The organism is Geodermatophilus sp. SYSU D00965 (assembly GCF_054050075.1).
The window spans coordinates 96895-120143 of record NZ_JBJGYQ010000015.1; the positions used below are offsets into that span (position 1 = coordinate 96895).

Annotated in this window: 23 protein-coding genes and 1 other RNA gene; 14 read left to right on the forward strand and 10 right to left on the reverse strand. The window is 74.5% G+C overall.

All coding sequences use genetic code 11. The annotated features are described in order from the left end of the window. The 4 genes from mctP (at window position 1) to nadA (ending at window position 4630) form a co-directional block, all read left to right on the forward strand. Entirely contained in the window at window positions 1–1641 is a 1641-nt protein-coding gene (mctP, locus tag ACI789_RS15545) for a monocarboxylate uptake permease MctP (RefSeq protein WP_457010277.1), read from the forward strand. Between the two features lie 9 nt (window positions 1642–1650). Further along, window positions 1651–2391, forward strand: a complete 741-nt coding sequence (locus tag ACI789_RS15550; protein WP_457010278.1) for a zinc ribbon domain-containing protein — start codon at window positions 1651–1653, stop codon at window positions 2389–2391. Then, window positions 2388–3488, forward strand: coding sequence for a bifunctional RNase H/acid phosphatase (locus tag ACI789_RS15555; RefSeq protein ID WP_457010279.1), 1101 nt, complete (start codon window positions 2388–2390; stop codon window positions 3486–3488). The genes ACI789_RS15550 and ACI789_RS15555 overlap by 4 nt, the downstream gene beginning before the upstream one ends. A gap of 110 nt (window positions 3489–3598) precedes the next feature. After that, entirely contained in the window at window positions 3599–4630 is a 1032-nt protein-coding gene (nadA, locus tag ACI789_RS15560) for a quinolinate synthase NadA (protein ID WP_456920174.1), read from the forward strand. Between the two features lie 37 nt (window positions 4631–4667). Here the strand turns inward: nadA and ACI789_RS15565 are convergent, their stop codons facing one another. The 4 genes from ACI789_RS15565 to ACI789_RS15580 form a co-directional block, all read right to left on the reverse strand. Further along, a complete protein-coding gene (locus ACI789_RS15565; protein WP_457010280.1) occupies window positions 4668–4874 on the reverse strand; it encodes a hypothetical protein in 207 nt (68 codons plus the stop codon). A 93-nt stretch (window positions 4875–4967) separates the two neighbouring features. Next, window positions 4968–6203, reverse strand: a complete 1236-nt coding sequence (locus ACI789_RS15570; RefSeq protein WP_457010281.1) for an SLC13 family permease — start codon at window positions 6201–6203, stop codon at window positions 4968–4970. Window positions 6204–6253: 50 nt separating this feature from the next. After that, a complete protein-coding gene (locus ACI789_RS15575; protein ID WP_457010282.1) occupies window positions 6254–8539 on the reverse strand; it encodes a putative bifunctional diguanylate cyclase/phosphodiesterase in 2286 nt (761 codons plus the stop codon). 62 nt (window positions 8540–8601) lie between these two features. After that, a complete protein-coding gene (locus ACI789_RS15580) occupies window positions 8602–9357 on the reverse strand; it encodes a sulfite exporter TauE/SafE family protein (RefSeq protein ID WP_457010283.1) in 756 nt (251 codons plus the stop codon). A 62-nt stretch (window positions 9358–9419) separates the two neighbouring features. On the opposite strand from ACI789_RS15580, the gene ACI789_RS15585 reads away from it, so the two are divergent. The 8 genes from ACI789_RS15585 to ACI789_RS15620 all read left to right on the forward strand — a co-directional run bounded on the left by ACI789_RS15585 (window position 9420) and on the right by ACI789_RS15620 (window position 16950). Next, on the forward strand, window positions 9420–10946 hold the full coding sequence (locus ACI789_RS15585) for an MFS transporter (protein ID WP_457010284.1): 1527 nt from the start codon (window positions 9420–9422) through the stop codon (window positions 10944–10946). A gap of 4 nt (window positions 10947–10950) precedes the next feature. Continuing rightward, a complete protein-coding gene (locus ACI789_RS15590) occupies window positions 10951–11655 on the forward strand; it encodes an alpha/beta fold hydrolase (RefSeq protein ID WP_457010285.1) in 705 nt (234 codons plus the stop codon). 58 nt (window positions 11656–11713) lie between these two features. Further along, entirely contained in the window at window positions 11714–12274 is a 561-nt protein-coding gene (locus tag ACI789_RS15595; protein WP_457010286.1) for a dihydrofolate reductase family protein, read from the forward strand. Between the two features lie 40 nt (window positions 12275–12314). Continuing rightward, window positions 12315–13037: a PIG-L deacetylase family protein gene (locus tag ACI789_RS15600; protein ID WP_457010287.1), complete on the forward strand. Its 723-nt coding sequence runs from the start codon at window positions 12315–12317 to the stop codon at window positions 13035–13037. A 33-nt stretch (window positions 13038–13070) separates the two neighbouring features. Continuing rightward, window positions 13071–13471, forward strand: an RNA gene (gene rnpB / locus ACI789_RS15605) — RNase P RNA component class A. A gap of 115 nt (window positions 13472–13586) precedes the next feature. After that, on the forward strand, window positions 13587–14150 hold the full coding sequence (locus ACI789_RS15610; RefSeq protein WP_457010288.1) for a dihydrofolate reductase family protein: 564 nt from the start codon (window positions 13587–13589) through the stop codon (window positions 14148–14150). Between the two features lie 135 nt (window positions 14151–14285). Beyond that, window positions 14286–14852, forward strand: a complete 567-nt coding sequence (locus ACI789_RS15615; RefSeq protein ID WP_457010289.1) for a dihydrofolate reductase family protein — start codon at window positions 14286–14288, stop codon at window positions 14850–14852. A 307-nt stretch (window positions 14853–15159) separates the two neighbouring features. After that, window positions 15160–16950, forward strand: coding sequence for a hypothetical protein (locus ACI789_RS15620; protein WP_457010290.1), 1791 nt, complete (start codon window positions 15160–15162; stop codon window positions 16948–16950). 59 nt (window positions 16951–17009) lie between these two features. On the opposite strand, the gene ACI789_RS15625 is transcribed toward ACI789_RS15620, so the two are convergent. The 4 genes from ACI789_RS15625 to ACI789_RS15640 all read right to left on the reverse strand — a co-directional run bounded on the left by ACI789_RS15625 (window position 17010) and on the right by ACI789_RS15640 (window position 19384). Further along, on the reverse strand, window positions 17010–17405 hold the full coding sequence (locus ACI789_RS15625) for a RidA family protein (RefSeq protein WP_457010291.1): 396 nt from the start codon (window positions 17403–17405) through the stop codon (window positions 17010–17012). A gap of 75 nt (window positions 17406–17480) precedes the next feature. Then, window positions 17481–18029, reverse strand: coding sequence for a CAP domain-containing protein (locus ACI789_RS15630; protein WP_457010292.1), 549 nt, complete (start codon window positions 18027–18029; stop codon window positions 17481–17483). Between the two features lie 352 nt (window positions 18030–18381). Next, window positions 18382–18876 carry a SixA phosphatase family protein gene (locus ACI789_RS15635; protein WP_457010293.1) on the reverse strand — a complete coding sequence of 165 codons (495 nt, stop codon included), beginning with the start codon at window positions 18874–18876 and terminating at the stop codon, window positions 18382–18384. A gap of 31 nt (window positions 18877–18907) precedes the next feature. Further along, window positions 18908–19384, reverse strand: coding sequence for a DoxX family protein (locus ACI789_RS15640; RefSeq protein ID WP_457010294.1), 477 nt, complete (start codon window positions 19382–19384; stop codon window positions 18908–18910). Window positions 19385–19508: 124 nt separating this feature from the next. On the opposite strand from ACI789_RS15640, the gene ACI789_RS15645 reads away from it, so the two are divergent. Next, window positions 19509–20972, forward strand: coding sequence for a protein adenylyltransferase SelO (locus tag ACI789_RS15645; RefSeq protein WP_457010295.1), 1464 nt, complete (start codon window positions 19509–19511; stop codon window positions 20970–20972). A 22-nt stretch (window positions 20973–20994) separates the two neighbouring features. Here the strand turns inward: ACI789_RS15645 and ACI789_RS15650 are convergent, their stop codons facing one another. Beyond that, complete coding sequence (locus tag ACI789_RS15650; RefSeq protein WP_457010296.1) at window positions 20995–22032, reverse strand: GGDEF domain-containing protein; 1038 nt, start codon at window positions 22030–22032, stop codon at window positions 20995–20997. Window positions 22033–22315: 283 nt separating this feature from the next. Here ACI789_RS15650 and ACI789_RS15655 point away from each other — a divergent pair, with 283 nt between their 5' ends. Beyond that, on the forward strand, window positions 22316–23005 hold the full coding sequence (locus ACI789_RS15655; protein ID WP_457010297.1) for a response regulator transcription factor: 690 nt from the start codon (window positions 22316–22318) through the stop codon (window positions 23003–23005). A 12-nt stretch (window positions 23006–23017) separates the two neighbouring features. On the opposite strand, the gene ACI789_RS15660 is transcribed toward ACI789_RS15655, so the two are convergent. Further along, window positions 23018–23236 carry a hypothetical protein gene (locus ACI789_RS15660; RefSeq protein ID WP_457010298.1) on the reverse strand — a complete coding sequence of 73 codons (219 nt, stop codon included), beginning with the start codon at window positions 23234–23236 and terminating at the stop codon, window positions 23018–23020. Between the last annotated feature and the right edge of the window lie 13 nt (window positions 23237–23249).

A 23249-nucleotide genomic window follows, 5' to 3' on the forward strand; every position in this document is an offset into this window, starting at 1 on the left:
GTGGACGGGGTCAACGTCGTCGAGCTGGTCATCGTCATCGTCGTCTTCCTCGTCGTCACGGTGATGGGGTTCGTCGCCGCCCGGTGGCGGCGCGCCGAGAGCCTCATGCACCTCGACGAGTGGGGGCTGGGCGGTCGCAGCTTCGGCACCTGGGTCACCTGGTTCCTGCTCGGCGGTGACCTCTACACCGCCTACACCTTCGTCGCGGTCCCGGCGCTGATGTTCGGCGCGGGCGCGGCCGGCTTCTTCGCCGTCCCCTACACGGTCGTGATCTACCCGCTGGTCTTCCTGGTGATCATCAGGCTGTGGTCGGTCAGCCACGTGCGCGGCTTCGTGACGCCGGCCGACTTCGTCCGCAGCCGGTTCGACTCCCCGACGATGGCGCTGCTCGTGGCCATCACCGGGATCGTCGCGACGATGCCCTACATCGCGCTGCAGCTGGTCGGTATCGAGGCCGTGCTCAAGGCGATGGGCGTGGAGGGCGAGCTGCCGCTGATCGTCGCCTTCGTCATCCTGGCGCTCTACACGTACAACTCCGGGCTGCGGGCCCCGGCCCTGATCGCGTTCGTCAAGGACACGCTGATCTACCTGACGATCATCGTCGCGGTGATCGTCATCCCCGTGCGGCTCGGCGGCTGGGAGGCGATCTTCGGCGCTGCCGAGGAGAAGTTCGCCGGCACGTCCGGCGTGCTGCTGCCGGCGTCCGGCCAGCTCGGGTACGCCACCCTGGCGCTGGGCTCGGCGCTCGCGCTGTTCCTCTACCCGCACTGCATCACCGGCGTGCTCGCCGCCAGCAGCCGCGACGTGCTCAAGCGGAACATGAGCGCGCTGCCCGCCTACAGCCTGGCGCTGGGCCTGATCGCGCTGCTGGGCTACATGGCCATCGCCGCGGGGGTGCAGCCGATCGGCGGGGACGGCAACACCGTCGTCCCGGTGCTGTTCCAGCAGATGTTCCCCAGCTGGTTCGCCGGCATCGCCTTCGCCGCGGTCGGCGTCGGCGCGCTGGTCCCGGCCGCGATCATGTCGATCGCCGCGGCGAACCTGTTCACCCGCAACATCTACAAGGAGTACCTGAAGAAGGACGCCACCCCGCGCCAGGAGGCCCAGGTCGCCAAGGTGGCCTCGCTGGTGGTCAAGGTCGGCGCGGTGGCGGCGATCCTCTTCATCGACCCGCAGTTCTCCATCGACCTGCAGCTCATCGGCGGCGTGATCATCCTGCAGACGCTGCCCGCGGTGGCGCTGGGGCTGTACACGCGCTGGCTGCACCGCGGCGGGCTGGTCGCCGGCTGGACGGCCGGCATGGCCGCGGGCCTGCTGATGCTCTACAACATCCCGCGGCTGGGCCCCGACGGCTCCGTCGTCCGGGAGCACTTCGGCGGCTCGTCGTTCCCGCTGGCGAAGCTGGGCCTGGACACCACCTGGAGCGTCTACGCCGGCATCCTCGCGCTGCTGGCCAACCTCGTCGTGGCCGTGGCGGTCACCCTGGCGCTGCGGGCGGCGAAGGTGGACGACGGCGTCGACGGGACGGCGGAGACCGACTACACCGCCGAGCGGGAGGACCCGACCTTCCGGGACCTGCCCGACCCGCTGGCGTCGGCCCCGCCCGCGGCGCCGGGGGAGCGGCCCGCGCGCAGCCGGTAGTTTGGCCGGGTGAAGGCCGACCACTTCGACCAGCAGAAGCTGCTGGCCCTGGCCGCCGAGGACGTCGCGCTGTCCCAGCTGGCCCACCGCAAGCGCACGCTGCCCGAGCTGGCCACGGTGGAGTCCGCGGCCGAGGCCGAGCGCGGGTACGCCGAGGCGGTCGTGCGCGCCGAGACCGAGGTGCGCGACCTGCAGCGGCAGGTCAAGCGGCTCGAGGACGACGTCGAGACCGTGCGGAACCGGGCGGCCAGGGACCAGAAGATGCTGGACTCGGGCTCGGTCGCGGCCAAGCAGATGACCGATCTCCAGCACGAGCTGCAGTCGCTGGCGCGGCGCCAGTCCGACCTGGAGGACACCGAGCTGGAGCTCATGGAGCAGCTCGAGACCGCCGAGGGCACCCTGCGGGAGGCTCAGGAGGGCAAGGACCAGGCGCAGGCCGAGCGGGAACGTGCCGAGCAGCTGCGCGACGATGCCCTGGCCGACATCGCCGACGCGACGGCGCAGCACGAGAAGGCCCGCCAGGAGGCCGCCGCCGCAGTCCCGGGCGACCTGCTCGCGCTCTACGAGCGGATCCGCAGGCAGACCGGCGGGACCGGTGCGGCGATGCTCAAGGCCCGCCAGTGCCAGGGCTGCCGGATCGAGCTCTTCGGCAAGGAACTCGCCGCCGTCCGCAACGCCGACCCCCACGAGGTCGTGCGCTGCGAGAACTGCGGCCGGATCCTCGTGCGGACGGCGGAGAGCGGGCTGTGACGACGAGACGCCGGTTCGTCGTCGAGGCCGACGGCGGATCGCGGGGGAACCCCGGCCCGGCCGGCTACGGCGCCCTGGTGCGCGACGCGGGTACCGGCAAGGTGCTCGCCGAGCGGGCCGAGTCCGTCGGCCGGGCGACCAACAACGTCGCCGAGTACGGCGGCCTGGTCGCCGGGCTGCAGGCCGCCCTGGACCTCGACCCGGGCGCCGAGGTCGAGGTCCGCATGGACTCCAAGCTGGTCGTCGAGCAGATGTCGGGTCGCTGGAAGGTCAAGCACCCCGACATGCAGAAGCTCGCCCTGCAGGCCCAGCAGATCGCCCGCCAGCTGGGCGGGGTCCGCTACACGTGGGTGCCGCGGGCGCAGAACGCCGCGGCCGACGCGCTGGCCAACAGCGCCATGGACGGCCGGCCGGTCCGCCGCGACCTCGCCGCCGAGCCGACCACGGCCGAGGACGACGTCCAGCCGGTCGCCGAGCCGGCGCCGGTCACCACGACGGTGACCCACCTGTTGCGGCACGGGCGCACCGAGCACACCCCGGAACGTCGGTACAGCGGCCGCAACGACCTGCCGCTGTCGGCGACCGGCCGGGCGGAGGCGCAGGCGGCCGCCAAGCGGGCCGAGGAGCTGGGCATCGAGGTCGTCGTGTCCTCGCCGCTGCGCCGCGCCCGGGAGACCGCCGAGGTCGTCGCCGGCGTCCTCGGGCTGGACGTGCAGTACGACGACGACCTGGTGGAGCTGGACTTCGGCCGGCTCGAGGGGCTGACCGCCGACGAGGCCCGCCGGGCGCACCCGCTGGCCACCCGCCGCTTCGCCGAGGGCGTCACCGTCGCCGCGCCCGGCGGGGAGTCGGTCGCCGACGTCGCCCAGCGGGTGGGCCGCGCCCGGGCGCGCATCCTGCGCGAGCACGCCGGGCGGACGGTGCTGGTCGTCAGCCACGTGACGCCGATCAAGCTGATGCTGGCCGCCGGGCTCGACGTGCCCGACGACGTCGTCCACCGGGTGTTCCTCGAGGCGGCGTCGTTCTGCACGGTGGCGTGGAGCTCGGACGGGCGCTCCTCGGTGCGGCTGGTCAACGACACCGGCCACCTGCGCTAGCGGGTCGGGAAGGCAGGTTGCGGGGAGGGCGTTGCACGGGGTGCCCCGCGCCACAGCCGGCCCGCGCCGCAGGGGATCATGTGGGCCGCCCGCCCGACCCGAGGAGATCCGTGACCGCGACCATCGCGCCCGCCACCGCTGCCGTCACTGGCGACGAGCGCACCCTGTCGCCCGCCGAGTACGAGGCCTGGGCCGCCGAGGTGCGGCAGCTGGCCGAGGAGCGCGGCGCGGTCATCCTGGCGCACAACTACCAGGTGCCCGAGATCCAGGACGTCGCGCACTTCACCGGCGACTCGCTGTACCTCTCCCGGGTCGCGGCGCAGACCGACGCCCGCGAGATCGTCTTCTGCGGCGTCCACTTCATGGCCGAGACGGCGAAGATCCTCTCGCCGGACAAGACGGTGCTGCTGCCCGACCACGCCGCGGGCTGCTCCCTGGCCGACTCGATCACCGCCGAGCAGCTGCGCGACTGGAAGGCCCAGCACCCGGGCGCCGTCGTCGTCAGCTACGTCAACACCACCGCCGCGGTGAAGGCCGAGACCGACATCTGCTGCACGTCGTCCAACGCCGCCGACGTGGTCCGGTCCATCCCGGCGGACCGGGAGATCCTGTTCTGCCCCGACCAGTTCCTCGGCGCGCACGTCAAGCGGGTGACCGGCCGCGAGAACATCTCGATCTGGGCGGGGGAGTGCCACGTGCACGCCGGGATCAGCCCGTCCGACGTCCGCGCGCAGGTCGCCGCCCACCCGGACGCCGAGATCCTCGTGCACCCCGAGTGCGGCTGCACGACGTCGGTGCTCGACCTGGTCAGCCACGGCGACCTGCCCGCCGACCGCACCCGGGTGCTGTCCACCGGGGGCATGGTCGAGGAGGCGGCGCGGACGCAGTCCCGCGAGGTGCTGGTCGCGACCGAGGTCGGCATCCTGCACCAGCTCCGGGCGCTCAACGCCGGCACGCAGTTCATCCCGATGAACGCCCGCGCCGCCTGCCGCTACATGAAGATGATCACGCCGGGGAAGCTGCTGCAGACGCTGCGCACCGGCGAGGGGGCCGTCGACGTCGACCCCGAGACCGCCGCCCGCGCCCGCCGCGCGGTCGAGGCGATGATCTCGATCGGCGAGCCCGGCCGCGGCGGCGAGTAGGAGGACCGCCGTCGGTTTCCGCGGAAACCGACGGCGTTCAGTTCCGGACGGCGGTGGAGAGGTCGGCGACGATCGCCTTGAAGGTGCGGGTGTCCACCTCGTCGTCGACGGTGACGCGCACGATGTCGGAGACCTGCTGCTCGGAGGTGGGCCGGACGGCGGCCACGCGGGCGGCGGCGACCAGGTGCAGCTGCTGCGCCCGGGCGGCGGCGTTCGGGACCGGGGGAAGTCGGTTCTCGCGCATGGGCCGACGGTAGGCAGCCGCGGCCGCCGGGCCGGGCAGCGCGGACGCGTGTCCCGCACCGGGTGGACCCGTCCGTCACACCCGTCCAGGGCGTCAGACCTGTAACGCAGCCCACAGGGCGGTGGTGGCGGCCAGCAGGGTGAGCGGCACCGTCGCCAGCCCCACCAGGCTGAACCGGGCGCCCGACGGCGCCGCACCGCCCAGCGCCCGCCGCCACAGCAGGTTGGCCAGCGACCCGGCGTAGGTCAGGTTGGGGCCGACGTTCACCCCGATGAGCACCGCCAGGGCGGTCCCCGGCCCGGCCGCCGCGGCCACCGGCAGCAGGGCCAGGGTCGCCGGCAGGTTGTTGAGCAGGTTGGCGCCGACCGCGGCCACCCCGGCTACCGCCAGCAGCGCGGGCAGGCCCTCGCCGCGGGGCAGCACCGCCGCCACGACGTCCTCCAGGCCGCTGCGCCGCACGGCGAGGACGACCACCGTCAGGCCCACCACGAACAGCGCGAACGGCAGGTCGGCCGCGCGCACCAGCTCCGCGACGGTGCTGGTGCGCGCGGCCAGCCGCCGGGCGGCCAGGACGGCGACCCCGGCGGCGGCCGGCCAGGCGGGGGAGAGGCCGAGCGGGGAGACCGCGGCGAACCCGGCGACGGTCAGCGCCACCCCGGCGAGCGCCACGACCGGGACGGGGGGCACCGCGGCCGGGACGGCGTCCCCGGCGGTGGCCAGGTCGGCCCGGAACAGCCGGCGCAGCAGCAGGTACTCCACGGCCACGGCGGCCAGCCACGGGGCCAGCATCAGCCCGGTGAAGTGCAGGAAGGTCAGCCCGGTCGCGGCGAACGCCAGCAGGTTGGTCAGGTTGGACACCGGCAGCAGCAGCGACGCGGAGTTGGCCAGGTGGCCGGTCGCGTACGCGTGCGGCCGGGCCCGGACGCCCAGCCGAGCGGCGGTGGCCAGCACCACGGGGACGAGCAGCACGGCCGTGGCGTCCAGGCTGAGCACCGCGGTCACCGCCGCCGCCAGCAGCACCACCCGGGTCAGGAGCCGCTCGGGCGAGGTCCCGGAGCGGCGGGCCGTGACCGCGCCGGCCCAGGTGAACAGGCCCTCCCGGTCGGCGAGGTGCGCCAGCACCAGGATCAGCACGAGGAACCCGACGGTCGGCGCGACCTCGCGCACGGCCCGCGCGGCGTCGGGCAGGCCCACGGCGCCCACCCCGAGCAGGAAGCCCGCCCCCGGGACCGCCACCGCCGCGGGCGGCAGCCGACGGCCCCCGGTCACGGCGGCCACCAGGGTGGCGACGAGGACGACGCCGGAGACGGTGAGGGCGAGCGGGTCCACGCGGGGTCAGGCCGGCGGGTCGAGGACGGCGGCGGCCACGAGCGGCGAGCCTACGACGGCAGCAGCGCCGTCTCCCGCGCAGCGGCGCCCGCCCGGTCCAGCCAGCGCTCGAGCTCGGCGGCCGGCAGCGGGGCGGAGTGCAGGTAGCCCTGGCTCTCGTCGCAGCCCAGCGCGGCCAGGTGGGCCAGCGTGGCGGGGTGCTCCACGCCCTCGGCGACCACCCGCAGGCCCAGCCGGTGGGCGAGGGCGACCGTGCTGGCCACGATGGCCTCGGTGCGGGCGTCGGTGAGCAGGTCGGCGGTGAAGGAGCGGTCGAGCTTGAGCTCGGCGACGGGCAGGTCGCGCAGGTAGGACAGCGACGAGTAGCCGGTGCCGAAGTCGTCGATGCTGACGGTGACGCCGAGGTCGGCGAGCCGGCCGACGACGGCCAGGCTGCGCTCGGGGTCGCTGAGCAGCACCGTCTCGGTGACCTCGAGGACCAGCTGGTCGGGCCGCAGGTCCGCGCCGTCCAGGAGGCAGGCGACCCGCTGGGGCAGGTCGGTGTCGAGCAGGTTGCTGGCCGACAGGTTGACCGACACCCGCAGGTCCCGCCCGCTGCGCCGCCACGCCGCCGCCTGGTCGACCGCCAGCCGCAGCACCTCGTCGGTGACCGACCGCATGAGGCCGTGGACCTCGGCCTGCGGGAGGAACTCCGCCGGGCCGAGCAGGCCGCGGACCGGGTGCGCCCAGCGCACCAGGGCCTCGACGCCGAGCGTCGTGCCGGTCGCGACGTCGACCTGCGGCTGGTGGTGCAGCACCAGCTGGCCGGCTGCCAGGCCGGCGCGCAGCTCCTCGACCAGGGCCAGGTGACCGCTGGCGGCGCCGTGCCGAGCGTCGTCGAAGACCGCCGACGCACCCCCGGAGCGCTTCGCCGAGTACATCGCCGCGTCGGCCTGCCTGAGCAGGAGCTCGGTGGCGGCGTCCGCGTCGTCGACCCGGCCGGGGCGGACGGCCAGGCCGATGCTGGCTGCGACGTGCACGGCCATGCCGCCGAGGTCGAACGGCTGCGCGAACCGGTCGGCCAGTCGCCGGCCCAGGGCTGCGGCGGCCTCCTCCGGGTCGGCGCCAGGGTCCACGACGGCGACGACGGCGAACTCGTCGCCGCCGAGCCGACCCAGCAGGTCGCCGGCCCGCAGCAGTGGCTCCAGCCGGGCGGCGACGAGGCGGAGCAACGCGTCCCCGGCCGAGTGCCCGAGGCAGTCGTTGACCTCCTTGAACTTGTCCAGGTCCAGCAGCGCGAAGGTGAGTGGGAGGCCCTCGTGGCACACCTCGTCCACCCGTCGGATCACCCCCCGCCGGTTGGCGAGGCCGGTGAGCTCGTCGGTCAGGGCCTCCCGGCGGCTGGCCGCCAGCTGGGCGAGCTCGCGCACGTTGGTGATCAGCCGCAGGCTCGACCCGATGGCGGCCAGCGCGGCGTAAGAGGTGGCTGCCCCGTGGGTGCCCGTGATCGTCCCGGCGACGAGCACCCCCGTCGAGACCACGATGACCACGAACGCACTGATCGTCGATGCGGTCGGGTCGGGGGGCTGCGGCTCGGCGCGACGGGGACGCAGGACGGCGGCCGCGCCCAGCAACACCGCACCCAGCGGCTGTACCGCGGTGAGCCAGGTCACGGGCGTCCCGGCGGCGACCACGGTGGCCAAGCTGCTCGCGAGCGGGACCGCGAAGGAACCCGCGACCAGCCAGGTGCGCGGGTCCCTGCCCATGGCGGCGAGGCCGACGACCGACAGCGTCTTCACGAGCAGGACGACGGCGGTCGCCATCTGCGCCAGCAGAGCCTGGGTCTGCCACCACGGCAGCTGGAGCAGGGGGCTGTCGGTGGCGACGGCGACGGTGTTCGCCAGTGCCATGGTCGCGAGCACCGCACAGGTGCCGTTGATGACGTCGTTGGAGTCGGCGAAGCCGGTGGGGGAGCGGTTCCAGCGGGCCAGACCGCCGTAGACGAACGGGAAGGCCACCAGCGGCGCCCAGGAGACCGGGAGGGCGGCGGCTCCGCGGGTCGCCGGGACCATGGCCAGGAGCGCTGTGACGGCCACGGCCGTGGTGAAGACCAGCGCCGACAGCGCCACCCGGTCCCAGACCGCTCGCTCCTGGAGCGTCCTCCGAGCCCGCTGGACCAGGAGCGCGCACAGCCCGGCGTGCAGCGCGAGCGCCGGCAGGAGGGTGGCCGGGGCGAACGGGTCCGCTGCTGGGAGGAGCACCACGCTGGCGGCCCCGGCCCCTGCGAGCAGGACCACGACGGCCAGGGCCCAGCGCGGCGTGCCCGGCAGCAGCTGAGGCGACACGGGAACGGGCATGCCTTCGTCATCGGACGACAACGGTGCAGGGTGGACGACGTTCACCCCTCGGGGGCAGGTGCTCAGAGGCGGGTGAAGAGGTAGGCGGAGACGGCGACGCCGAAGAGCACGATGAACACGCGCAACGGCGTGGCGGGGATCCGCGTGGCGATGCGGGCGCCCAGGAAGCCCCCGAGCAGGCTCGCGGGGGCGGCGACGGCGACCACGAGCCAGGCGACCGGCCCGAACAGGCCGAACACCGCGAGGGTGACGGTGGCGGTGACCGCCGACAGCGCCGACTTCAGCGCGTTGGCCAGCTTCAGCCGGTGCAGCCCGACGCCGAGGACGCCGACGAGGATCACGCCGAGCGCGCCGCCGAAGTAGCCGCCGTAGACGGTGGCCAGGAACAGCGCGACGTAGAGCCAGACCGGGTCCCGGCGCGGACCCTCTTCCTCGGCCTTGCGCAGCCGCCGGGTCAGCAGCGGCTGGACCGCCAGCAGCAGGCTGGCCAGGAGCACCAGCACCGGGACGACGACGTCGAAAGCCGCGGTCGGCGTGGTGAGCAGCAGCACGCTGCCGGCGGTGCCGCCGAGCAGGGCCACGGTGCCGAAGCGGAGCAGCCGGCCGCGCTGACCGGCGTACTCCCGGCGGAAGCCGAGCACGCCGCCGAGGTAGCCGGGCCACTGGGCGATGGAGTTGGTGACGTTGGCGGCGACCGTCCCCAGGCCGAGCGCGACGAGGGTGGGGAAGAGGATCAGCGAACCGCCGCCGGCGATCGAGTTGACCGCACCTGCGAGGAACGCGACCCCCGCGGCGATGGCCAGGTCGACGGCGGACACGGACGGCGAGCCTACGGCGCCCCGGTTGGTTGCGCTGCGCACCACACGGGCACCCTGGGCCGGTGCGCAAGTGGCTGCCGCTGGTCGCGATCTGCACCGGCACCTTCATCCTGCTGATCGACGTGACCATCGTGAACGTCGCGCTCCCCGAGATGGCCCGGGACCTGTCGACGTCGTTCGACCAGCTCCAGTGGGTGGTCGACGTCTACGCGCTGGCACTGGCGTCGCTGGTGCTGGGGGCCGGCTCGGTGGCCGACCTCTACGGGCGGCGGCGGGTGTTCCTGGCCGGGCTGGTCGTCTTCGCGCTGGCCTCGCTGGCCTGCGGGCTGGCGCCGAGCGCGGGCTGGCTGATCGCGGCGCGGGGCGTGCAGGGGATCGGCGGGGCGGCGATGTTCGCGACCACGATCGCGCTGATCAACACCAGCTACGAGGGCCGGGACCGGGGCACGGCGTTCGGCGTGTGGGGCGCCGTCGTCGGGGCGGCGGCGGCGCTGGGGCCGATCCTCGGCGGTGCGCTCACCGAGCTGTCGTGGCGGTGGATCTTCTACGTGAACCTGCCGGTGTGCGTGCTGGCGGTGGTCCTCACGCTGACGGCGGTGGAGGAGTCCCGGCAGGCGTCGGCGCCGCGGCCGGACGTCGCCGGGATCGCCCTGTTCACCGTCGGCGCCGGCGGGGTGGTCTACGGCCTGGTGGAGGCCGCGGCGGACGGCTGGGGCCGGCCGGCGGCGTGGGCGCCGGTCGCCGCGGGGCTCGTCGTCCTGGCGGTCTGGGTGGTGGTGGAGCTGCGTCGGCCCGCACCGATGCTCGACGTCCGGCTGTTCCGGTCGCGGTCGTTCACCGGGATCATGGCCGGCGGGCTGCTGCTCAACGCGGCGGCGTTCTCCGAGCTGATCTACGCCTCGCTGTGGCTGCAGTCGATCGAGGGGATGACCCCGCTGCGCGCCGGGCTGGTGTTCATCCCGCTGTCGTTCATGAGCTTCGCGGTCGCCGCCGGCGCCGGCCGCGTCCTGCAGACCCGCCCCCCGCACCTCGTGCTCGGGACGGGGCTGGCACTGGTCGGCGCCGGCGCGCTGCTGCTCGCCCTGGTCGACGCGGGGTCCACCTGGACGGTGCTGGTCGCGGGCCTGGCCGTCATGGGCACCGGCGTGGGGATGGCCAACCCGACGCTGGCCTCCGCGGCGCTGGCCGCGGTGCCCCGCGACCGCAGCGGCATGGCCTCCGGCGCGGTCAACACCGCCCGGCAGCTGGGCCTGGCCCTCGGGGTGTCGGTCCTCGGGCTGGTGTTCACGGCAGGCGCCTCCGGCGTGCTGCGGGACGGCGGCGCGCCCGACCCGGCCGGGACGGCGTCGGCGCTGTCCGCGGGCCAGGCGCCGGCGGTCCTCCAGGGTGCCGACCCGGCCGCCCGGCCGGCGCTGGCCGACCTGCTGTCGGCCGCCTACACCGACGGGCTGCGGGGCGCGTTCCTCGCCTGCGGCGTGGCCGGGCTCCTCGGCGGGGCGCTGGTGCTCTGGCTGGTCCGCGCGGAGGCGCCCGGCGCGCCTCGGCGGCCGGCCCCGGAGGCGGCCCGGGACGCGGCCCCGGCACGATGAGGCGATGACCGACCTCGTCCTCGTCCACGGAGCCTGGCACGGCGCCTGGTGCTGGCGCCGGGTGCTGCCCGCGCTGCACGCCGCTGGGCACCACGTCGTCCCGGTGACGCTGTCGGGGCTGGGCGAGCGGGCGCACCAGCTGTCGCCGTCGATCACCCTCGGGACGCACGTCGAGGACGTGGTCACCGCCGTGCGGGCCGCCGAGTGCCGGGGGGCGGTGCTGGTCGGGCACAGCTACGGCGGGATGGTGGTCACCGGCGCGGCCGACCGGCTGGGGGAGGAGGTCGACCGGCTGGTCTACGTCGACGGCGTCGTCCCGACCCCCGGGGAGTGCTGGTCGACGCCCAACCCGCCGGAGGTGCGGGAGGAGCGGCGGGCGGTCATCCGGGAGACCGGGGTGATCCCGCCGCCGCCCGCGTCGGCGTTCGGGCTGACCGGTGCCGACGCCGCGTGGGTGGAGCGGCGGCAGACCCCGCAGCCCGGCGGCGTCTACGACGACCCGCTGCCCTTCGACGGCGGGCGCTGGGCGGCCCGGCCGCGCACGTACGTCGACTGCAGCGTCCCGGCGCTGCCGAGCATCGAGCCCTCCCGGGTGCGGGCGCGCACGCAGCCGGGCTGGGAGGTGGTCGAGCTGGCCACCGGGCACGACCCGATGGTGAGCGCCCCCGACGACCTGGCCGCGGTGCTGCTGGACGTCGCCGGGCGATGACTCCCGGGCGATGACCCCCGGGCGATGACTTCCCCGTGCCGGGCGGGTCTGCCCTGTCATGGCACGCATCGTCGTCACCCAGAACACCACGCTCGACGGCGTCGTCGAGGCCCTCGACGGGTGGTTCGACCCGCAGGGCGAGACCGAGGACACCTCCGACGTCCTGGCCGTGGTGCGGGAGCACATGGCGCGTCAGACCGGGTTCCTCGTCGGGCGGCGGACCTTCGAGGTCATGCGCGCCTTCTGGCCGGCGCAGACCGACGACCGGACCGGGATCACCCGGCACCTGGACGAGGTCCGCAAGTTCGTCGTCTCCCGCACGCTGGGTGACCCGGGCTGGGCGAACAGCCAGGTGTTGGCCGGCGACCCGGTCGAGGAGGTGCGGGCGCTGCGCGCGACGGCGGACGGCGAGATCGGCGTGACCGGCAGCATCACGCTCTGCCACGCGATCATCGCCGCCGACCTGGTCGACGAGTACCGGCTGTTCGTCTTCCCGCGGGTGCTCGGGCGCGGCCGCCGGCTGTTCCCCGACGGGGTGGACGTGCGGCTGCAGCGGGTCGCAGCCCGGGAGTTCCGCTCCGGGACCACCCTGCTCACCTACCGGCCGGTGCGCGGCTGACCCTCCCCGGACGCCGTCATCCCGGAGCACACTGCCCGCCATGGCCTCCCTGCCGATGCCCGACGACTGGCAGCGCGCCCTCGTCGTGGCCGCCCACCCCGACGACATCGAGTACGGCGTGGCGGCCGCGGTCGCGGTCTGGACCGCGGCCGGCAAGGAGGTGCACTACCTCCTGGCCACCCGCGGGGAGGCCGGCATCGCCGGGATGACACCGGCCGAGGCCGGGCCGCTGCGCGAGGAGGAGGAGCGCCGGTCGGCGGCGGTCGTCGGGGTGTCCGAGGTGGAGTTCCTCGGGCACCGGGACGGCGTGCTGGAGACGGGGCTGCCGCTGCGCCGCGACCTGGCCGCGGCGATCCGCCGGCACCGGCCCGAGCTCGTGGTGACCATGCACGGCGGGGACACCTGGACCCCGCCGGGGGTCACGCCGGGCGCCCTGAACTCGCCGGACCACCGGGCGCTGTCCCGCAGCGTGCTGGACGCGGTGGCCGACGCCGCCAACGAGTGGATCTTCCCCGACCTGACCGAGCCACGGTGGACCGGCGTCCAGTACATCGCCGTCCAGACGGTGGGGGAGGAGCCGCCGCACGTGGTCGACGTGAGCACCGGGGTGGAGAAGGCGGTGGCCTCGCTCAGCGAGCACCGCCGCTACCTGGAGGTGCTGTCGGACGAGCCGGTCGACGAGCAGGCACGTCGACAGATCGACATGGCGACCCTCACCGAGGAGGGCGAGCGGCGGGTCGGGTTCCGGCTCTACTGGGGCTGAGCACGAGGTCGCCTAGACTGGGCGGACGACGGACGAGTCGGCTGGGCGGTCGCGTCGGCGGGGGCAACCCCGTCGCCGAGGAACGTCCGGGCTCCACAGGGCAGGGTGGTCGTTAACAGCGACCCGGGGTGACCCGCGGGACAGTGCCACAGAGAACAGACCGCCAGCGGTTCGCCGCTGGTAAGGGTGAAACGGCGGTGTAAGAGACCACCGCACACCGGGTGACCGGTGTGGCTCGGTAAACCCCACCCGGAGCAAGGTCGAGAGGGACGGCGGCGACGTCGTCCTGCGCAGGCGTTCGAGGGCTGCCCGCCCGATGCCTGCGGGTGGACCGCTCGAGCCTGCCGGCAACGGCAGGCCTAGATGGATGACCGCCCATCGGGAGGCCGCGAGGCCCCCGTGGACAGAACCCGGCGTACAGGCCGACTCGTCCGTCGCCCGCCGCTGACCTGGACGTGTGCGTCAGCGGGGCGCTGTGGCCCGAGCCGATGACTTCTCCCCGCCGTGCCGGTCTGTACGCCGAACACCGACTCACGGGAGGCGCACGCCGTGCGGAAACTGACCTTCGCCATGAACCTGTCCCTGGACGGCTACATCGCCGCGCCCGGCGACGACCTCGGGTGGAGCGTGCCGAGCGACGAGCTGTTCCAGTGGTGGTCCGACCGGGTGGGGGCGACCGGCCTGGCGCTGTACGGGCGCAAGCTGTGGGAGGCGATGAGTTCCCACTGGCCCACCGCCGACCAGCAGCCCGGCGCCACACCGGCGGAGATCGAGTACGCCCGCCGCTGGCAGGACATGCCGAAGGTGGTGTTCTCCTCCACGATCAGCTCGGTCGACGGGAACACCCGCCTGGTCACCGGCGACGCGGTCGCCGAGATCACCCGGCTCAAGGCCGAGGACGGCGGCCCCATGGACATCGGCGGCGCCACCCTCGCCGCAGCGGCGATGCGGGCCGGGCTGATCGACGAGTACGTGCTGGCCACCGCACCGGTCCTGGTGGGCAGCGGCACGCCCTTCTTCACGGCCCTGGACAACTGGGTGGACCTGACCCTGGTGGAGACCCGGACGTTCCCCGAGGGCGTGGTGCTGACCAGGTACGAGACCAGGCGCTGAGTGCCCGCCCCGGATCGGCACCCCTCTGACGCGCTTCCCCGACCGGCCGTGCCCAGGGGAGGCCGGCGGGACCGATGAGCTCCGCCGCGTCCGCCGGTCCCAGCTCCCGGACCGAGTCGTGGACCAGGAGGACGCATGCGGGAGATCGTCGTGCAGATGATGCTGTCGCTGGACGGCTACTTCGAGGGGCCCGACCACGACCTGAGCTGGCACCTCGTCGACGAAGAGCTGCACGCGCACTTCAACGAGCAGCTCGCGACCATGAGCGCGTTCATCGAGGGCCGGGTCAGCTACGAGCTCATGGAGGCGGTCTGGCCGACCGCCGACCAGGACCCGGACAACCCGCCGGTCATGCGTGAGTTCGCCGGCATCTGGCGGGCGGTGCCGAAGATCGTGTTCTCCCGCACGCTGCACGAGGTCGGCCCGAACGCCTCCCTGCGGGCAGAGGTGGACCCCGACGAGATCCGCGCGCTGAAGCAGCAGCCCGGCGGGGACATGACGCTCGGCGGGGCCGACCTGGTCGAGACCTTCCGCCGGCTGGACCTGGTCGACGAGTACCGGCTCTACGTCAACCCGGTCGTCGTCGGCCGCGGTCGACGGTTGTTCGAGACCGCCGACACCCGGACCGACCTCGACCTGGTGGAGAACCGGCGGTTCGGCAACGGTGTCGTCCTGCTGCGCTACGCCGTCCGACGGCCCTAGGCGTCGATCAGGGCAGACGAACCACCACGTTCCCCGGCGAACGGGCCGGCTCGTCCGTCGCCTGCGCCTCCACCGGGCGCCGGGGCCGGGACTGCTGTGGCCTCCGGGAGAGCTGTGGCGCCTGAGGCAGGTGGTGTCCGCGGGCGCACCCCGGCGCCGGTCCCCGACGTTGACCGCAGTGTGATGGCCGCGACATCGACGGCTCCTCGCGCCTTCCCGAGGGCCCGGGGTGGCGCGGCGAGGCGCGGTCGTCTCCCAACTGGCGCTGCCCCGTGGCCATCGGTGGGGCAGCCGATGCGGAGGTGCGATGCGTCAGCCGAGCCCGGACACCCTTCCACGCCCGCGTGACCTGTCCGACCGCAGCGATCCGGCGGTGCTCTACGTCCGCTCCTACCTGCTCATCCGGACAGCGGTCGGGCTGATCGGCATCCTGCTCCCCCTCGTCCTGATCGCCGGGGAGAGCTGGGTCCGGGGCGACGGGCTGCACGTCGGCAGCTCGCTGAGCTCCTACTACCACACGTCGATGCAGGACGTGTTCGTCGGGGCTCTGTGCATCATCGCCGTCCTGCTGGCGACCTATCTCGCGGGACGACCGTGGACGTGGGACTTCTGGCTGAGCCTGCTCGCGGGGCTGGCCCTGCTCGGCGTGGTGTTCTTCCCGATCGGGCAGCCGGGCTCCCCTGCGGGAGCGCCCAGGTGCGGCAGCACGCCGACCCCGTCGGGCTGCTCGCCGATGGAGCAGTTGCTCGGCGAGGTCCGGACGGAACACGTGCACCTGATCGCTGCGGGCGGGTGCTTCCTGCTGCTGGCTGCTCTCTCGTTCCTCTTCGCCCGCCGGGAGCGGATCCACGGCGGCAGCCTCACGGCGACGTGCCTCCACGGCCTGTGTGGCGGGGTGGTCCTGCTGGGCATCGCCGCGGCAGCACTCGGCAACCACCTGGAGCTCGACCTCGGGCCGCTTCCGCTGCTCTTCGCGTCGGAGACCGCCGCCACCTGGGCCTTCGGGGCGTCCTGGCTGCTCGCCGGCCGGGACCTCTGGCTGCGGCTCCTCCGGCCGCGGCGCGGCGCCCACGGCGCCCACCGAGCCGATCCGCGCAGGAGTGTGGCGCAGCCTCTGCAGCTCGTGGACGACCGTCCGGTGGTCGTGCAGCCGGGTCCTGGTTGCCCTCCAGGCGTGCAGTGGGCCGCCTCCTCGCCTCCCCACGGCCTCCGTCCGGACACCGAGCACCACCCCTGGACCGAGCGGTGGTTCCACGGCGGCTCTCACGTCGCCGTCCCACGCCCGGTCTCCGATCCGGGCGCGGGATCCGCGGCGGGAACGACCCCCGGCGCCTGCCTCCCGCGGCCGCGGGGCGGTTCGTGGCATCACCACGACCTCCGGGGGGCCGGGAGCACGGACCGCCCGATCGAGGGCTACGGCGTCCAGCCGGTCGCAGCAGCCTCGCCGTCCGAGCAGTACGAGCGCGAGGCGCCGGCCGAGCGACGGGACGTGGCCGAGGTCGCGCGGCTCGCGACGCTGCTGGCCGCGTCCTGCCCCGACGGGGACCGCATCCTGCCCAGGCTCGAGCGCTGGGTCGACGTCGTCGGGCTCGGCGCGCACTCGGCGTCATCCGAGCCGTGGGACGACGTGCCGGGGCAACCGATGTGGTACGTCGGCCAGTACATGTGGTCGTGGAGTTTCTCCACGCCGTGGGATGGGGCCGGTCGGACCATCTCGGCCAACCTGACGACGTTCATCGATGCGGATGGTGTGCCGGTTGCTCCGGCACGACCGGGTGCCGAGTTCCGAGGCTCGTACCGACCACTGGCCGAGGCGCTGCGCAAACGGGTGGAGGAGCGCTCCGCCCGCACGTCCGTCACCGCTCTGCCGGGTGTCCGGGAGCCTGCGCGGGAGCGGCACGCGGCGACGAGTTCCGCCCTGGTGGCGACCGAGCCCGGCGCCTCCGACCCCCACATCTCTGCTCACGTGGAACAGGTACTCGGCCTTCGCCTCGACGTGCTGCGGCTCACCGCCGAACTCGACCAGACCCGCGAAGCGCTGCAGCGCCTGCTGTACTTGTACGACGAGCCCCTCGGCAACGGAGAAGACCGCGCGTGAGCCACTTCTCGCGGTGACCCGCGTGGCTGGACGAGTTCGGGTCACGGGCAGGCGGATCGTCAGCGAGCCGGAGAGGGCCGCTGCTGAGGGCCCGCGTCAGGGGGCCGGTGTCCGGGCAGGTGGACCCATGCCTCGATCTCGACCAGCGCGCCGAGTGGCAACTGGTGGACGGCGACCGCCGACCGCGCCGGTGGCGCGCCGGCGAAGACCTTCGCGTACTCCTCGTTCATGACCGCGTAGTGGTCCATGGTGACGAGGAAGACGTTGGTCTTGACCACGTCGGCCAAACCGGCGCCGTGTGACTCCACGACCCGGCGCAGGTTGGCCAGTGCCTGTGCCGTCTGGGCACGAGGCCCCTCGACGAGGACGCCGTCCTCGAGTCCCACCTGGCCTGAGATGGCCAGCCAGCCGCCGGCGGCGACGCCGGGCCGGAGGGGAGGGGGAGTGCTGCTCATGTCCACCACCATCTGCCGTCGGGGGGCCGGCTGGTGCCGGGAACCCGCAGCGAGCCGGTCACGGGTGTCGCCCGCTCACGGGTGGCCCAGGGGGTACTCGCCCTCGACGTTGCCCGGCGGGTCGTAGTGGCAGACCAGGTAGTCGTTCTCGTCGTCGCTGGCCACGCCGCACCCGATCGCGGTCGTGTCGTACCAGACCATCTGGGTGTAGTGGCCGACGTCCTCCCAGTTCCCGGTGTTGGAGACGTCGGGGAACGTCTGTCCCGGGACGAAGAACGTCTCCTCCGCGGTCCAGAAGGTGATCTTCTGGGCGTCGGAGAAGACGTCCCGGGTGCCCATCCAGAGGTTCTCCCCGTGACCGGAGCCCCCGGGACCGCTGTGCTCCAGGCCGTGGATCTCCGCCAGGTGGTCCGCCCACTGCTGTGCGCTGGCCTCCAGGGTGGACGACCACTCCAGCGGCGCCGTTCCCACCTCCGCCCGTGCGGCGTTGTGCGCCTCGAGGATCTGGGCCGGGTCGACCAGCGTCGGGACGGCCGCGGTCGCCGTCGTCGCCACACACACGGGAACGGCCAACCCGGCGATCAGGCCCAGTGCTCCGAGGGTGCGAGTGCGTCCGGAGTGCATCATCTCGTCCTCCGCTTCCGTGGGGAACGGCGCGACCCGGGCGGTGCGCCCGCCCGTTCGACTCCTCCTCGTCCTCGGAGGAGAGCGCGCCAGGGAGATGGGGGAGGCCGTCCGGCAGCGTTCCCGGTGCGCTGCCGGTCGCCTCGGCCGGCGGTCCGCCGGCGTGCACCCCGCACCGGTGGACGGAACCGTCGGCCCGGCGGGATCCCCGCGACCGCGGGGGACTGCTCCGTCGGGCTCTGCACCGTCTGCGATGCGGGGTCGTTCCGCGGGGCCGGACGCTAGCGCGGACGGTCGCGCGTCGACACCGTCTCCCGACGCGGGACGGCGACGCTCCGGCGGGTCCTCGCCCTCAGGCGCCGGGGACCTCGTAGGCGGTCAGCGACGCGGCGCCCGGCGCGACGTCGGCCCAGGGCACGTCGAGGTCGAGGACGGCCACACCGCCGGCGCGGAAGCCCGCCTCGAGGCCGCGGCGCGCCGGCGGGCTGCCGTTCCCGTCGTCCAGGAGAGCGGCGAGCCCCTGGATGGACGGGTTGTGGCCGACCAGGGCCAGGGTCGCGACGTCGTCCGGGGTCTCGCGGACGGCGGCCAGCAGCGCGTCGACGGAGTTGCCGTAGATGCGCAGGTCCACGACGGGCGTCGGCGCGGCCGCGCCGGCCTGCTGCCAGGTCTGCGCCGCCCGGCGTGCGGGGGAGACCAGCACCCGGTCGGGGACCAGGCCGGTCTGCCGGAGCCAGGCGCCGATGGCCGCCGCCGCCCGGGCGCCGTGCTCGGTGAGCGGGCGGTCGGCGTCCACGGCGGCGTGCGCGGCCTCGGCGTGGCGGACGAGCACGAGTCGGTGCTGCACCGGCCGAGTCTGGCACTCCCGGCCGGCGCGGTCAGGCCGCGGACCGGGACCGGTGACGCAGGCGCCGGACGACGAGGTGGTCGATCCCGAAGCGGCCCGAGCCGGTCACGGCGAGGACGAGGCTGAGCAGCCCGATGGCGATGACCAGCTCGGGGCCGTTGTGGTCCATGGCGTACAGGCCGCTGGTGTGCACGAACAGCCAGGCCCCGGCCATGTTCAGCGCCATCAGCACGCCGACGACCGGCACCGCGGCGCCGACGACCATCGCGATCCCGCCGACCAGCTCGAAGAGCACGTTGGCCGGGCCGGTGACCGTGCCGAGGGGGACGCCGCTCTGGGCGAACAGCTGCCCGACCCCGGCGAGGCTGCCGCCGAAGTCGTACTCGACCTTGGCGTGGCCGACCATCAGCACGCCGAGGCCGATCCGGGCGACGAGCAGGACGAGGTCGCGGGTGGTCCGGGTCAGGGCGGTGTCGCGGACGAGCTGGGTGCGGTCGGTGGTGGTCATCGGGGAGTCCTCCCGGGTGCCGCCCGGGCGGGGTTGCCCGGGCCTCACCAGGACGACGAACGAGCGGCCCCCGGATCGACATCGCCGGGAGCCGCTCCTCGGCCGCGTACGTACCGTGGGGAGGGTGAGCGTCGCACCGGCCCCGACCGTCGTCCTGCACGACCGCTTCGCCCGTGAGCTGCCGGAGCTGGCGGTCCCGTGGCGCGCGGAGGAGGCGCCGTCCCCGCGGCTGCTCGTCCTGAACGACCGGCTGGCGGCGGAGCTCGGGCTCGACCCGGCCGCGCTGCGCAGCGAGGACGGCGTCGGCCTGCTGGTGGGCACCTCCCTCCCCGCCGACGCCCACCCGGTCGCCCAGGCCTACGCCGGCCACCAGTTCGGCTGGTACTCCCCGCGGCTCGGCGACGGCCGCGCCCTGCTGCTCGGTGAGCTGACCGACGCCGACGGCCGGCTGCGCGACCTGCACCTCAAGGGCTCGGGGCGCACGCCGTTCTCCCGCGGCGGGGACGGGCTGGCCGCGCTCGGACCGATGCTGCGCGAGTACGTCGTGAGCGAGGGGATGCACGCCCTCGGCGTCCCGACGACCCGCTCGCTCGCCGTCGTGGCCACCGGCCGCCCGGTGCGCCGGGAGACCCTGCTGCCGGGCGCGGTCCTGGCCCGTGTCGCGAGCAGCCACCTGCGCGTCGGCAGCTTCCAGTACGCCCGCGCCACCGACGACGTCGACCTCCTGCGCCGCCTCGCCGATGCCGCGATCGCCCGGCACCACCCCGCCGCGGCGGAGGCCGAGCAGCCCCACCTCGCGCTGTTCGAGGCGGTGGTCGCCGCGCAGGCGTCGCTGGTGGCCCGGTGGATGCTCGTCGGCTTCGTGCACGGGGTCATGAACACCGACAACGTGACGGTCTCCGGCGAGACCATCGACTACGGGCCGTGCGCCTTCCTCGACGTCTTCGACCCGGCCACGGTGTTCAGCTCGATCGACGAGAGCGGCCGCTACGCCTACGGCAACCAGCCGGTGGTCGCCGAGTGGAACCTGGCCCGCTTCGCCGAGGCGCTGCTGCCGCTGCTGCACGAGGACCAGGAGCAGGCGGTCGCCCTCGCCGTCGAGTCGCTCGGCGGGTTCCGCCGGGAGTACGGCGCCGTGTGGTCGGCGGGCATGCGGGCCAAGCTCGGCCTGCCCGAGGGGCTGGACGACGCGGTCGCCGCCGCCCTCGTCGACGACCTGCTCACCCTGCTCCGGGACAACAACGTCGACTACACGTCGTTCTTCCGCGCCCTCGGCGCCGCCGCCCGGGGGGACGCCGAGCCCGCGCGCCGCCTCGTCCTCGACCTCGCCGCGTTCGACGCCTGGGCGCAGCGGTGGCGGGCCCTCGGGCCGGACGCCGACCTGATGGACCGGACCAACCCCGTCTACACCCCCCGCAACCACCTGGTCGAGGAGGCGCTGACCGCGGCGCACGACGACGACCTGGGCCCGCTGGAGCGGCTGCTGGAGGTGCTGGCCCGCCCGTTCGACGAGCGCCCCGGCCTGGAGCGCTACGCGGCACCCGCTCCGGGGGACGCCGGCCGCTACGTGACCTTCTGCGGCACGTGAGCCCGGGCCCCGCGGAGGACGGTCAGCGGCTGCCGACGGCCACCTGACCGCGGCCGGCGCGCTTGGCCCGGTAGAGGGCGGTGTCCGCCGCGGCGTAGAGCTCCTTCAGGTCCCCGGTCGCGTGCGCCACGTGGGCCACCCCGACGCTGATCGACAGGGGCAGCTCCGTGCCGTCGGCGAGGGCGATCGACCCGGCGTGCACGGCGGCCAGCAACTGGTCGCCGCGCCGCGCGGCCGCCTCAGCGGTGCAGCCCGGCAGCAGCACGGCGAGCTCATCACCACCGAGCCGGGAGAGGACAGCGTCGCCGGAGCGCACCTGCCGGCGCAGCACCCCGGCGAGGTGGACCAGCACGTCGTCGCCGACCGGGTGCCCGTAGGTGTCGTTGATCGTCTTGAACGCGTCGACGTCGATGAGGACCAGGCCGGTGCCGTGGCTCGTGCGCGAGGTCAGCGCCGTCTCCACGGCGCTCTCGAACGAGCGCCGGTTGGCCAGCCCGGTCAGGGAGTCGACCGTCGCCTGCTCCCGCAGCGCGGCCACGAGCCGGTCCTGCGTCCGCCCGGCGCGGGCCAGGACCAGCCCCATGACGACGAGGACGGCGCCGAAGAACACGCCGTCGGTGACCGCCTGGTGCGCGGGCACCAGCAGGAGCAGCGTGGTCAGGTCCGCCGTCACCGCCGCGGTGACCACCAGCGCGACCGCCCCCACGCGCAGGTGCGCGGCGGCCCAGAGGACCGGGAAGGCGTAGAACGCCTGCGCGGCCGCGGAGGCGTCCTCGGTCACGAGGTTCAGCAGGCACTGCAGGACGACGCCGCCGAGCCCGACGAGGACGCCGGCGCCGAGGCGGTCCAGTCGCTCGGCCGGACCCAGGGCGCAGACCGCGCCCGCGACGACCAGCACCGCCACCCCGACCCACGACGGGGCCAGCAGCAGCGGCCCGCCGGTGGAGTCCTCGAAGCTGGTGAAGCCGGCCAGGGTCGCCGCGGCCACCAGCAGGATGACCGCGGCGCTGCGCAGGGACGCCCGTGGGTTGCGGGCGCGCAGCGACGACGGCAGCTCCACGCAACAGCCATCGGGTGCCGCGCGGCGAGGTTGAGCGGTCGTCACCCGTCCGGGGGATGCCCTCCGCCGGGGCGCGCGCAGGCCGGCCGACCGCGGGTGTGGCGCGCGTCACCACACCGGAACGCGGCCTTTCCGATACGCCGGGTCCCGACGCGCTGGCCGGCAGGATCCGCGCGCAGGGACTTTGGTCAGGACTTGATCCGGGACCCTTTCCCGGGCGTGTCGCGCGACCGTCTCATGGTCGCGCGCTCCAACAGGGGGGCGCCCGATCCGCGGGGGAACCGTGCTCGCCCAGTCCCACCAGTTCGACCGTGCCACCTTCCTGGACCCCCCGCGAGTGCTCGTCGTGGACGACCACCGCACCTTCGCCGAGCTGCTCTGCGGTGCCCTCGAGGTCGCCGGGATGGAGGTCCTGGGGACGGCGCACTCCGCCGCGGAGGCCATCGCCGTGGCCCGCGACACCCAGCCGGACATCGTGGTCATGGACATCGAGATGCCGCGGCAGGACGGGCTGTCGGCGACCCGCCGGGTGCGCGAGGTCGCCCCGGGCGCCGTCGTCGCCGTGGTCACCGCGCACCGCGACCCGGACTGGGTGGTGCGCGCGACCCAGGCCGGTGCGTCGGCGTTCATCCCCAAGGACGGCTCCCTGGCCGAGATGATCGACGTGCTGTCCCGGGTGCGGCCCGGCCAGATGCTCGTCGCCCCCTCCACGTTCGCCGGGTCGTCGGCGGCCGGGAGCCGGCCGGTCCCGGTGAACGAGGAACGCCCGCGCCTGACCCGCCGCGAGCAGGAGGTGCTGGACTGCCTGGGCCGGGGGATGCAGGTCAAGGCCATCGCCCGGGTCCTCGGGATCACCCTGGAGACCTGCCGCGGCTACGTGAAGTCGCTGCACGTCAAGCTCGGCGTCCGCTCGCAGCTGGAGGCCGTGGTGAAGGCCCAGCAGCTCGGGCTGCTGGGCCCCAGCCAGGACTGACGGCCCGCCGGCTCAGGCGATCAGGCGGCCGATCACCTCGGTCCACGCCCGCCGCACGGCCGGCGGCTCGTCGGCCACGACGGCCCGGAGGTGGGCCACCGAGGGGCGGCCGTCCCGGACGACGACCTCGAACGAGAGCCGGTACACCAGGGTGCGGATCCGCTCGACGCCGAGCCCGAGGTCGAGGAGCGGCTGCAGGACCCAGTCCGGGTGCGGTGCGGGGGAGTCCACGCCATCCCTTCCC